8 protein-coding genes and 1 riboswitch are annotated in these 12,291 nt (G+C 61.4%); of the genes, 3 read left to right on the top strand and 5 right to left on the bottom strand.

Annotated features, from left to right (window positions below):
• Positions 1-304: 304 nt before the first annotated feature.
• Positions 305-1,336 (bottom strand): IS110 family transposase, encoded by a 1,032-nt coding sequence (locus GY769_04770; GenBank protein MCP4201229.1) that lies wholly within the window; start codon positions 1,334-1,336, stop codon positions 305-307.
• Between the two features lie 521 nt (positions 1,337-1,857).
• Entirely contained in the window at positions 1,858-2,880 is a 1,023-nt protein-coding gene (locus GY769_04765) for an IS110 family transposase (GenBank protein ID MCP4201228.1), read from the bottom strand.
• 277 nt (positions 2,881-3,157) lie between these two features.
• Positions 3,158-3,265, top strand: a riboswitch (cyclic di-GMP riboswitch).
• Positions 3,266-3,311: 46 nt separating this feature from the next.
• Here GY769_04765 and GY769_04760 point away from each other — a divergent pair.
• Positions 3,312-3,971, top strand: a complete 660-nt coding sequence (locus GY769_04760) for a DUF4410 domain-containing protein (GenBank protein MCP4201227.1) — start codon at positions 3,312-3,314, stop codon at positions 3,969-3,971.
• Positions 3,972-4,503: 532 nt separating this feature from the next.
• The gene (locus GY769_04755; GenBank protein ID MCP4201226.1) at positions 4,504-5,838 is read left to right on the top strand and encodes a DUF2628 domain-containing protein; all 1,335 of its coding nucleotides are present in this window, start codon (positions 4,504-4,506) and stop codon (positions 5,836-5,838) included.
• Positions 5,839-6,095: 257 nt separating this feature from the next.
• Here GY769_04755 and GY769_04750 read toward each other — a convergent pair whose 3' ends face one another.
• Positions 6,096-7,181, bottom strand: a complete 1,086-nt coding sequence (locus GY769_04750) for a hypothetical protein (GenBank protein ID MCP4201225.1) — start codon at positions 7,179-7,181, stop codon at positions 6,096-6,098.
• Positions 7,182-7,208: 27 nt separating this feature from the next.
• On the bottom strand, positions 7,209-7,988 hold the full coding sequence (locus tag GY769_04745) for a hypothetical protein (protein ID MCP4201224.1): 780 nt from the start codon (positions 7,986-7,988) through the stop codon (positions 7,209-7,211).
• Positions 7,989-9,091: 1,103 nt separating this feature from the next.
• Here GY769_04745 and GY769_04740 point away from each other — a divergent pair.
• The gene (locus GY769_04740) at positions 9,092-11,206 is read left to right on the top strand and encodes an ATP-binding protein (GenBank protein ID MCP4201223.1); all 2,115 of its coding nucleotides are present in this window, start codon (positions 9,092-9,094) and stop codon (positions 11,204-11,206) included.
• Positions 11,207-11,912: 706 nt separating this feature from the next.
• Here GY769_04740 and GY769_04735 read toward each other — a convergent pair.
• The gene (locus GY769_04735; GenBank protein ID MCP4201222.1) at positions 11,913-12,080 is read right to left on the bottom strand and encodes a hypothetical protein; all 168 of its coding nucleotides are present in this window, start codon (positions 12,078-12,080) and stop codon (positions 11,913-11,915) included.
• Between the last annotated feature and the right edge of the window lie 211 nt (positions 12,081-12,291).

Below are 12,291 nucleotides of genomic sequence, written 5' to 3'. Positions count from 1 at the left end.
GTATCTGGACTCCTCGCGCAAGTAGGTGTGTGGCGCTGTCTTTCTACATGATGTTTTTCCTTACCAGAGTGCTGAGAGGTTGGCGACAGCGGGAGGTCTGACTGCAGTCGTATCTTCGGCCCGTTTTCAGTGGAGCTGTCATCTCCTGGCCAGGATGGAATAAGCGGGCGGGGAGCCAATCGATGTCACGGCCCTGGGTGGCCACCTTCCTATTGGGCGCCTCCCCGCCCCGGTCCGACCGGTTTGCCATCGTCACGTTTCTCGAAGCAGTCCTAGGTGGGTGGTGTCCGTGTCGAGAGTTGCCTCACGCGGCTTGTCTTTCGATCCAGTAGTCTCGATCCTCTTTCCAGACCTTCCAGGCGATGCGGGCAATCTTGTTGGCGAGCGCGACGGTGGCGCGGTTGTGTCCTCTACGTTCTTTGAGCTGGAGAGCCCACTCGTGCAGAGGATCTTTCTTGTTGTATCTCTTGGCGGCAGCGAGACAGGACCTGGCGCCATGAACGAGGAGCATCCGCAAATAGGTGTCGCCCTGTTTACTGATGTGTCCGAGTCGTCGGCGGTTGCCGCTGGAGTGCTCGCGAGGGGTGAGGCCCAAGTAGGAGGCAAAGTGCCGGCCGGAAGGAAAGCGGTAGATCTCCGCGACGAAGGCCACGAGCGCGGTGGCCGTCAGTTTGCCGATGCCGGGGACAGAGAGCAGGTGCTCGACGGCCGGAATCGTCGGCGCCAATGCCTCGAGCTGCTTGCGGGCGGTGATGCTGCGCTGCTCCAGGTCTCGGATCTCCCGGCAAGCCTCAGCCAGAGCCGCGCGTAGCGGATCGGGAAGGCCGCTGTCGGCGTCCTCGATGAGCTCCCAAACTCTGGGTACCACGTGGTGAGCGCCCTGTGGGATGAAATGACCGAGCTCGCGCAAGATGCCGCGCACGGCGTTGATCCGAGCGGTCCGGGTGGCGATCCAGGCCGAGCGCAGCCGATGAAGAGCCGCCAGGCTGTGCTGCTCGACGGTCTTGATCGGAACGGGCTGGATCTGCTCGTTGCGAAAGGCTTCGAGCAGGGCCTTGGCGTCAGCGCGATCGGTCTTTTGATGGCGCCGCCGGTAGGGCCGGACGAGGTGAGGCGGCAAGAGCACGACCTCGTGTCCGAGCTTCTGCAGCTCGCGAGCCCAGAAGTGGGCCGAGCCACAGGCTTCGAGCAGGATCCTCGAAGGCGGACGCTGTGCGAAGAAGCGCAGCAGCTTCGTGCGCGAGAGACGATGGCGCTCGGCTACCTTTCCGGGATGTCGAGAGACGGCGATCTCGAAGACGTTCTTGGCGATGTCGATGGCGATGGTAGGCTTCATGTGGACTCCTCCTTCGTACGATTGGCACGTTCGACGATGCCGCAAACAGCGACTTTGGCACTACGATGCCGTACTCAGTCGCGGGAGGAGTCCATTCCATCAATGTCAAGCGCAGACCTCCAGGGCCCGCTCGACACCTCTTGGCATCGAACGTCCAGTTGCGGTGTAGCTCGAGGCTTGGACTACGGGTTCTCGGCTCTCGGGATCGCTGGTTGACGGGCGCCGCCGGTGTTGAAGCGGTGCCGGTTCTTTATGCTGAAGCTGAACCAGACTTCCATCAGGGCCTCGGGGGCCATCTCTTCGTTCGGTTCGGTGAGGGGGCATAGTCTTATGGTCGGGCCTCCGGAGCGAGCCTGAGGCCAGCAGCACGAGAGTACTCCCGGCCGGACCCGTTCCGGGGACCAGTCGCCCTTCGGATGCTCTCCCTCGAACCGTTGAACCAGCGAGATCGTTCCGTCGGATCGTCGAGCAGGCAAGAGTCGTAAGACCTCCTCGTCGAGCTCCGCTCGAGGATCCCTGGATCAGTGCTTCGGGTCGTACCTCTCTTTCTTCTTCCACATGACGAGAACCGCTGCGGCGAGTTTGCGTGCCACGGTCAGTCGGGCGAGGTTGGGTCGGGTGCCGTTCTCGGTGAGTCGGACGTAGTCGGTCCACAGCGGCTCCATCTTGAAGCGGGTGACCGTCACTGCGGCTCCCTTGAAGATCCCCTTGAGCGTCCGGTTGCAGTCTCGATTGAGTCCGCGAGTCTGCTGGACCGGCGCTCTGACCCACTGTCTCCCGACCCGGACCCAGTCCGACGAGGTCCGGGTAACGATGCCGAGACCACAGTAGGACCAGAACTGCCTCTTGGTCCGGAAGCGATGCGGTGTGATGACGATGGGTAGCAACTGCGCGACCCGGATCGGTCCCAAGCCCGGCGCGGTCCTGAGGATGCGAGAGATCGGATGCCGACGGGACTCGGCGATCATCGCTTTCTCGATCTCGCCCCGCAGCTCCTCGATCGAGGCCAGCTCGAGCCCGAGCGCTTCGACCGACTGGCGCATCCAGACCGGGAGCTCGGGAAGCCCCTCCGCCTGCTCCGCGAGACCATGCCCCGGGTAGAACACTGCGCGCCTCCGATAGGCGCTGCGCAGCCGGTTCTTCGCCCGGCCTGCGTCTTCGGTCAGCATGTCGTAGGTCCGCGCCAGCTCGCGCAACTTGGTGAAGCGCCGAGGCGCCTTGTAGACCTCGGTCTTGATCTGCCCCGTGCGCAGATGCTCTGCGAGAGCGCGTGCGTCGATCGCGTCGCTCTTCGATCCGGCCTTCGACTGCGGCTGCTCGACGACGAGTTCGGCAACATGTGGCTCGAGGATCTCGTGGAGCCAGGCGCTCCACTCGCCCTCCTCGAGGCAGACATGCAGCTGCCCGGGAATCTGTGCGAGATGGCCGATCAGCGCCTGGCCGTTGGTCTCGACAACATCCTGTCGGACCTTCTTGCCGGCCGCGCTCATTACATAGATCGTCGAGCTCTTCGAATGGCTGTCGATTCCGAGATAGCGTTGCATCGCGGTCCTCCTCTGTGGGGGCTTGGTGCCTGGGTTGTTTGGCGTAACCCAAGCTTCGCCTCCGCGAGGAGGATCGCCAAGTCTCACCGAACGGGCTAACGAGACTCGGGAATCGGCACATCGCGATGAGCCGCCCTGCTGCGAGATCAGGACGTGGCTTTCCTACGATGTCTTATGGGACGTGGCCCTGAAGCCCGGCTTCCTTGTCCCGAGCGCGTTCCGATCCCGATGAGGAAGGTCTTGACCACTTCGTCGTCGCGGGCGTAGGCTGGTTTCTGCCTCGAAAAGGCTCACCTGGGGAGACCCAGGGCCGCAAAGCCACGGGTCCTAGCTTCTCCGCGACGATTCCCCGCCACGAAGATCCCAAGATAGCCAGGCTGCCGAAGGGCTGGTCGGGGAGTTGTTCATCCCCACCGCGGAAGGAGCTCAAAGTGAACTGGAAACTGGTGGCGTTGGCAACGGTCGTTTCAGGCACGGTGAAAACGATGGGGTGGACGCTGTTCCTGGTTTTGCCCGTCTTCGCATCGAACAGCGCTTCGAATACAGAGCAGGGCAGGGTGGTCGATGGCGAGATACTCGACCACGCGGTCATCTACCAAGGTTCCATCTCCAAGGACCAGCCGATCCGGGTCCGACTCTTCGCTTCCGAGAATGCCGACGTCGGCAAGACCGGTAAGAAGAAGTACTCACATATCGCCATCATGATGAAGCAAACGGCTCCGACGGCGTTGTTGACGCAGTGTCTCGAAGGGCTTCGAGAAGGGAGCTTCGCCGATGTGGCCGAGCTGAAGCGCGAAGATGACCCACCAAAGAACGCTCTCGTGATCGACGGAGAGTTCACCATGCTGAATCCTGGAAGCCAGGCTAAGCGCTATTTCGTGGGGATGGGTGCCGGCAGGAGCAAGATCTGCGTGAAGGGTCACGTCGCGCGAGCTGAAGATGTCCTGTTGGAGTTTGAGCACTGCCGCATCGGGGCTGTCGGGTTGTTTGGCGGTAACGCGGCCAAGCAGATGAACACGGACAGTCTCAGGACCGGCGGTCGCGTTGCTGAGTTCATGGTCGAGTGGGCTCGCGGAGCGTACGCAGAATGATCTGCGCTCAAGTCGAGCTTTGATCCTGAGAAGGGGCATCGGAACCATGTCGACCGAAGCCGCAGTGCCAAAGAAGCGAGTCTGGGGTCCTCCTCCGAGACCGCCTGGCTTTGGGGCCAGGCGAGCTCGACGCCGAGCCGCCAGAGGCCGCCGGCCGCCGCCTAGAAGCTGGGCTGTCTGGCTCTTGGGCGGACTGGCAGCCGGAGTGCTATCCGTAGGGCTGTGGGCCGCTCTAGCCTACGTACTGGATCTCTGGCTTGCTTCTTTCGCAGTTGTGGTGGGTGCGGCTGTGGGCCTCGGCGTGAGACTCGCTACGGGTCGCGGGGCTGGTTCGCCTCCGGGCTGGCCGGCAGCGTTGCTGGCGCTAGCTATCGTCGCGATCGGGAAGTCACTCATCGGCTTCGTCCTCTTGCAGCACCCGCCCCTTGAAGAACAAGCCGTGGCCAAGCTGGCGGACATCGTGGTAAGGGACTATGAGCGGGGTGGCAGGGGTGTGAATTGGCCTCCTTCGAGTGGCCCAGGAGCGGCATTCTTGGAGCGCCACTACCCGCCGGAGGTCTGGAACGAGGCGGTTCTCAGATGGAGGGCGGTGCCGGAAGCTGACCGAGGGTGGTACCTCGAGGACCAGGTTCGCCTGCCGCTGCTCGACGAAGAGTTCGTTGTGGCGCATCTCGCCGACCAGATCGACATCGAGAACGGCCGGTTTCCCACTCTTGGCGCCGTTCGGGAAGCCTATTCGACAGCGACCTGGACCGAGGCCGAAGGTCGTTGGTCGAGCATGACTCCCGACATGAGGCTGAACGTGATGGAGGGAATGGTATCTCGAGGGCCTTTCTACGGCGTGTTCTTTGTCCTCGGGGTAACCGCAGGGCACTCTTCTGCGCTGGATGCCTTGTGGATCCTGCTCGCGCTTGGCGCAGCGTGGTGGATCTCCTCCTGGCGACAAACAGCCACTGGACCTCGGATCGAACTCAGCGATAGGGCGTCCGGGCCCCGCCAGCCCTCGCCAAGTGAGGCCTCGTCCGGAGATGACCGATCGGACGGCCAGTGCTCGTACACCGACTACGACACGCTGGCCGACAAGGTGGAGTTGGTGCCCAACGTGCGGAGCGAGGCTATTGCGGCTGATGAGCTGGAGACCTTCATCGGGCTCAAGAAGGACTACTACATACGCCAGTGGGCCGTCCCCGGATCGATGAGTTTCAATTGGGCGGCATTCTTCTTCGGCATCTGCTGGCTCGGGTATCGCAAGATGTACGCAACGGCCGCCATCGTCATCGCTGTCCTCCTCCTTGAGACCGTCGTCGAGGATCTCGTCATCGTGAATGTCCTCGGGGCGCCGCAGGCAGCCCAGTTGATCGGTTACGCAGTGGCCATCGCGTTGTCGCTTGTGTGCGGCTGGCTCGGCAATCGCTGGTACTTCCGCCGTGCAATTCGGGTCATCGCAGAGGTCCGTCGATCGGCACCAGATGAGAATGCGCATAGCAGACGACTGGCCCGACGCGGCGGCACAAGCGCTTGGGGACCGGTCCTTGTCGCGTTGATGCTTCTCCTCGGGTTGTTCATATCTGCCTTCGTTGTGCCTTCGCCAGCAATGTATGCGGACGTTTCGAGCCTGGATCCCGCCAAGATAGGCGAGATCAGTATCACTCTCGAGGGAGTGATTTACTTCAACGGGGTCGAGACGACCGCAGAGCAGCTGCTGCCCGAGCTCAGGAAGCTGAGCGAGATGGGCGGTGGTGTCCTCTATTACCGCGCTGGTGGTAGCGACCCGCCGTGGGCTGCCGAACAAGCGGGCGCGAAAGTCATGTGGGAGATTGGCTCTGCGGGCTTACCAGTAGAGTGGTCCGACGAGCTCGCTAGGTAGGCGACCCCTGGGTAGAGTCGTTCGCCGAAGGTCCCATATGTCGCCCTACTCGGACATCTGACCACGCTGAGCGGTGTCCTAATTACAAGCGGATTGGGACGGGAAGTCGCCATCCGTCCGGTGTGGATAACAGAAAGCGCTGGGCTGGTCATACGCGTGTAGATCCGCAAAACGGAGCTTTGTGAAGACGAACAAGCGATAAGAGGCGGAGTAGGAATTCGGCTTTCTGGGGTTGCAGGTCGCTGCAGGTCGCCGGCCTACTCCTGGTATTCCCTGTCCTTTTCGGTTCCGTCGTGCTTGCGTGCTGGAGCGTCAAAATCAACGACGGCTGCTCCGGGGTCTGTCAGCGAGTAGGCCACGGTCTTGCGCCTACTGGCGACGCGTTGGCCCTCGACCTCACTCTGGAGCGAGTAGGAAACGATGAACATCGGCTCAACCGCCGCCCGGGATTTGCCCGCGGGCATCACATACATGACCCGGCTCCAGGCGACCTGCGGTTCCGCGCCGGACGGAACGCTCTTGTAGAAGCGCTGCATCAGCTCGTTGGTCCGGACACTGATCTTCTTCTTCGCACCTTCGAGCGTCGACTCGAGCTCGCCGCCCTTCCACTCGCCATGCGGGGTGGCGCCGCCGAACCTCAGGCTGCCAAGCCGTCCGGAGGCGAGTATTCCCAGTCTCACGCCGGCGTTGGCCATCTCGAAGCCGTTCAGGCGCGGGCGAAACGTGAAGCGGTACTCGACCACTCGTCCGGGCTGTACTTCTTTCTCCACCGACCCGTCACCCACCATCGCGTAGCCGACCTGGAGGGCGGCACGCTGGTAGAGACGCGGGTCGATGGCGCCGACCTTGGCCAGGTGCTCGAGATGCATCTCGGCCGTTTTCTGGGCGCGCTCGAGCCCCACGTCTTCGGCCGCCTCCTGGACCTGGTCGAGCTCCTCGTTGAGAAGCCGGATCTCATCGTACTCCGCGTCGTACCGAACCAGGACGGCTGAGTCCTCCAGGCGTATCCAGCTCCCCGCTTCCTCCTTCTGCAAAGCGCGCTCGATTGCGCTAGCCGTACTCGATTCGTAAGCCGTGTCTTCTCCGACCAGAACGCCCAGCGCGCCGGCCAGTCGCTTGCGGGCAACATCCGGGCCGCCCGCCCCCCGGCTCATCTCGTAGGCCACGACAATCGCGCCCGGCTCGAGAGCGGGCGAGTCCATCTTGGCAAGGTGCGATCGGGTAAGCATTCTGGGGCTCGGAACGCCCGAGGCGGGACGCATTTGCTGCGCGTCGGCCAATCTTCCGGCTCCCACCGCCAAACACACGAACGCGATCGAAAGCTTCAGACAACGTGTCTTCATGGCTTCGCTCTCCTTTCTGGAACCGGCCTAGCAGCCGCTGTCGCCGTTGTTGTACATGTAGTAGCAGTACCAGCTGTCGGGCTCGATCGCGTCCGAGAGCAGCACGCGGTCGCGCAGCCTTGCCGTGCTGCGCACCCAGCCACAGTGCGAGGAGGAGACCCCGAAGGTCAGGGCGATCGGCGAATTATCGCCGGTGAACCACCCGGGCCGGTCCTCCATCTCTTCGATCCAGGCGCGCTCGTTGCGCAGGTCGTCGGTCTCTTTGTAGAAGTCGCGCGGCTGGTTGTCCTTGACACTCGGCGAGTTGTGGTAACCGAAGGTCTGTCGGATCGCCTGGTCGAAGTGCATCGAGAGCGAATCGAGATGCACCGTACAGCTCGTCACCCACATCGCGTAGGCGGCATCGTCGCCGCCCTGAGTCCCCAGACGGGTGCTGGCGGGAAACGTCACCGTGCAACGGCCGTTGCGCTGAAAACCGAACTGGATCAGGCCTCGCCAGCCGTGGCCGGCGTAGACGCTCAGAGTCTCGTCGTCGCCGGCGACGTGGTCGATGCCGCCCAGGTTCTGCTCGATATAGTCCTCGGGCCACGCGTTGACGTTGGACCACCGGGTGCCACCCCAACCGTCCGAGTTGAGCCGGCTCTTCAGGCTGGATGTGACGTTGTTGAGATCGGCGTTCTCGCAGCCGTTTCCGGTGTAGTCCGTGGACTCGTCGATCCAGTAGCGCGCTCCCGCTGCCTCGACCGGAAAGGTCGCCAGAAAGACGACGGCCCAGGCGAGAGCGGTCGCACGGGTGAGAACTTTCATTCCGTACCTCCTTTCGTGCGAGACCGGCAAGGGTGCCCGACCTCGCTCATTGGATGAAGCTCGAACCGAATCTACTCGATCTTTATATTTTGTGCAACAAAACTAATCGAGGCCCGTGTGACGACCCTCTTGTCTCTGCTCAGCGCCCTTCCGCGGAAGTGCGCCGAAGCGCTCGATTCAGTTGGCTCCTGGGTCGCGGAAGCGATCTAGGGCCGCGAGCTTGTGCTCGAGCCACGACGACAGAGCTCGGAACGTTAGAGAATGTCGCCCTTATCGACCCGGGGGGCGTCCCGGGTCGTGTGGGCGGGGAGTCTCTGAGCCAAGCGGGTCCGATAAGCGAAAGATGAGCTTTCATCTGCCTATTGTTTGCTCAATGTTTGCTCGAGCCCTCGGGGATGGCTGAGGACGTCCGGGGCAACGTTCTCTAAGTCTCTGATCTGTCAAGGGTTGGCCCGCCCTGCGGTTCTGGAAGCGAGGCTCCGACACTGTGATCATCGATCACCGTGTCGCTGGGAATCGCTAAGCCCGGCCTGCAATGACCTCGAGCACGTTCCGGGGCCCGGCGACGAGATCCAAATCGGGGAATGATACCAGGTAGCTTTCTAGTCGCCCCGATCGTTCGTCGCACGACCTTCACCGCCGGCCGGAGCCGTTGGCCCAAGAAACCCACTGAGACTCCGTGCGCCCTGCAGGCTTGTGTCGCCTTCGAACTCAAGAGCAGAATCGTGATGACGTTGATGGAAGGCACATGGTTTTTTCCCTGTGCCAATCGCTGGCCTCATCGGACCATGTGACCGGCAGGCCGGAGGCTCCGATTAGGAACATCATCCCTACCCTGGTTCGTTCAGCTTCGGCCGGTGGTTCTTCGCCACCCAAGATCCTGCAGACCAACGCAACTGAGGTGTAGACTGTCGTAATCGGATCCCGGTTCCGGAGCTCCGTCACCGCCGCGGGTGGTGGGAGCGACACGTTCACGTCACTGGCGATCAGGTGGGCGAATCTCGGCTCCAGAGGACTGAGGTCAAGGGCCGTGCAGGCTCCAGGCGTGGGTCGCTCCTCCAAGAGGCTAGGAGCAGCGCCTCGAAGCATAGGAGGAAATGGAGATGAGACAACGCAAGGTTTTGGTGGTGGGTGACTGGTTCGTGGATGACCACTGGGTTGCTGGCGAACACCGCTCGTCAACCTCTAGTCGCATCGGCAAGAGACACCTCAGATCGCTGCAGTCAAAAGAGAGTGCAACGGAGTCCCTGTGCGGAGCAGGACGGACGGCATCAGTGCTGGTCAGTGCAGAGTTTAGAGTCTCCGGGGTGGGGATCTGCGCAGAAGCGGACGAAGCAGTCCTTCTTGCGCTCCTGGACTCGGACCAGCTCGCCAATAGAAACCCGCACACGCTCCAGCGTTGGGCCGATGCAAGAAAGCCTAAAGGTATTGAGTTCACAAACCTGGGATCCAAGAAGTCAGGGACTTCTCGCGCAATCCGAATCTACGAAAGAGAAGGGGCAAACGTCGTTCTAACGGCACGTTTCGATTGGGAAACACAAGTTCCTAAACAGCTCGACCTACAGCCCTTGATTCGATTGATCCGGAAAGAGGGTCAAGATATCGAGGCGGTTGTAATAAAGGACCTGGGCAAGGGACTCGTGAGGACGAAGCTTGTCCGGGTCCTAGCCGGCGACCTCAGCAGCGTGCCATGGTTCGTTTCCACAAAGGAGTTCTTGCCGTCCTGGCAAGAACTCCTGAAGGACGTGGACCTGCGCGTGTTTCTGATACCTGAGCTGGCAGCGAGAGCTGCTATCGGAAAGCCGCTGCGAAAGGAGGGTACAGATCGTGCGCGCCGCTTGACGTCATGGATGGTTGGATCATGTGAGCCATCAAAAGGCGCTCTCACCCTCTTGAGGGAGTTCCTGTTGCCGCTCTTCCCAGATCGTAACCGGGCTCTCGGACCTGGTTGCGTGGTAGTTGTTGCTGACGATTCGACGGTTCTCGCGCTGGCGACCGAGAAGAATGGCTTTGCTTTTCATCATAGCCTCCAAGCCCCGATGCCTCCTATGCCGTTCTCGAGTGTCCTTCTCGGCGCCTTGGTTAGGAGGGTTCTAGATAATCCGACGAGGTGTCCGTCGGAGTTGACGGAGGGTGCAGCTGATTTTGCCTGCGAGTGGCGGTTGGCTGAGCGACGGCGGGCTACAGACCACCGGAACTGGTCCCCTGCTCAGGAGCCTACTGACGATGGACGGCTGGAGAAAACAGTCGGCGCAGAGATTTCCACTTTCGACTGGAAGGAGAAACACGAAGAGTGGAAGCGGGCGTTCAACCCGGAGCACCTGGGGCTGGTTGGACCACAAGCAAGTCCACGGCTAGAGCTCTGGCGCGCGATGACAGAGCTTCGGGGCTATATCTGCATAGGTCGTGAGAAGCGGCGCACCGTCGCGTCGCTTGTCCAAATGCTGAGAGAATTCGCGCGAAGTGAGGTCCGGAAGACCGAGAGCGCGCTTCTCAAGGCCTCGCCGGGGTCGGGCAAATCGCATCTCGTAAAGTGCTTAGCACACCTCGGGGATTTTGAGGTTCTGCGGTTCGACGTATCACAGCTGTATAGGCAAGAAGAGCTGATTGACTGCTTTGATCGGATCTCTACAACGCAAGCTCAGTTGGGGCGAGGAACGCCGCTGATCCTTTTCTTCGACGAAGTCGATTCGGAGTTTGGCGGAGTGCCCCCCTATCGAAGCTTTTTACGACCCTTGGAAGAAGGGGTTTATGTTCGAGCGGAGAAGCTGTTCCACATCAGGCCCGCTGTTTGGCTCTTCGCCGCGTCGAAGTTCAACCCGGATCATCCGAAAGCGCGGGATTTCCGGGACCGTGTGGGCGGTGAATTGCCGTTAGGCAGCGGGGACGGTGAAGCTGCCGATAGACAATACGAGGCCCTCGAAAGAGCATACCTCGGGGCTGCGACCTTGAAGCTCGCCTTCCCAGAGATCGAGGAGATCAAGGAAGATGTCCTTGACATGTTCGTCCGACTCTCCGGTGTGTCGAATCGCGTGCTTGGAAGGTGCACTGCGGCCTTCTTCAACGTGCGCCAGCGGCGAGTGGATTCGAGCAATATCCCGTGGAGGTGGATCGAGAAGAAGAAGATCAGCTTTGAGCGAGACGCGTGGGAGGAAGCCCGGAGGCGCCCGCCTCACCCGAGGTGGGTGCGGATAGTGGAGAGACCAGGGGGGGAATAAGACCATGCTTGAGGTCGAGGACCTGGTCCTCACGGGAAGCGAGTCACAAGATCCGGTCATGCAAGGGCGTGGCCCGCAGGGCGGCGCGACGGAGCTGCTTGAGCGACTCACAGGCGATCAGGAAGGTGTCGTCAACGGGGCCGAGCTGGATTTCAACCCCTGCAGGCCGAGGAGACGACTCGAGTTCGGTGGTTTCCCGCCTGAAGGCCTTAGCAGTCGCACGTGTTCCAGGCTGCCAGGGTTGGGAACTGAAGGCCACAGGATCAGGCGGATTCTGCCATGAGCTCCAGAGCCTCCCGGAGGCGCGTGAGGCACGAAGCCAGTGAACCAACCACGACCGATATGTCCCCCTTACCGGCGCAAGAAAAGCAAAACCAGCTCTCTCTCCCCACGCCACTTGCGAACTATCACTGGGGCAGGGCACCGACACCCTGACCAGGGATCAGCGTGTCGCGAGCCCTGCCATCCGGCTATCAAGACTGCTAACCGACTTGGAATCAATACCTTATCGAACCAAAGCCAACTCGGTTCGGTCTTCGGTAGGTTCGCTGAGCAAACATAGAGCAAACAAACGGATTCCGCCCACCTCTTGTGGATCGCTCGCCAAGCAAGTCGGCTCTTGGCTTTCTGACAAGGCACCTCGCTCTTGAGAGACTGGCGGAAGAAATCTTGTCGACTGCACGTTGAGGGACCCGCCGAATTAGCCTCATTCCGAGTCCTGACCGAGAACTTCCCTGGGGCTGACTACCCTCCGGTTCACGGCCTCAGCCAAGGGGCGGTGGTCCTTGACGTTAGTGGTCAGGATCTCCGCGCCTTCCGGACAATAGAGTGCAAAGATCGCATCTCCAAGGGCGCGGCAAACCTTCTCGGGCATGGCTTGCGGCTTCTTCTTGATCAGCGCACGCAACGCGTCCGCGCAGCGCCGACGCTCCCTATTGTCCGGGATGCGTATTCCGGCGCATCGTGATCACTGATTCCGCTGGAACGTGATCACCGATTCCGGCCATTGTGATCACTGATTCCGGCGAACGTGATCACCGATTCCGGTCATTGTGATCACCGATTCCGGTGATCGTGATCACTCC

The organism is bacterium, assembly GCA_024224155.1.
Taxonomy (GTDB): domain Bacteria; phylum Acidobacteriota; class Thermoanaerobaculia; order Multivoradales; family JAHEKO01; genus CALZIK01.
This window is presented reverse-complemented; position numbering and strand designations above follow the sequence as displayed.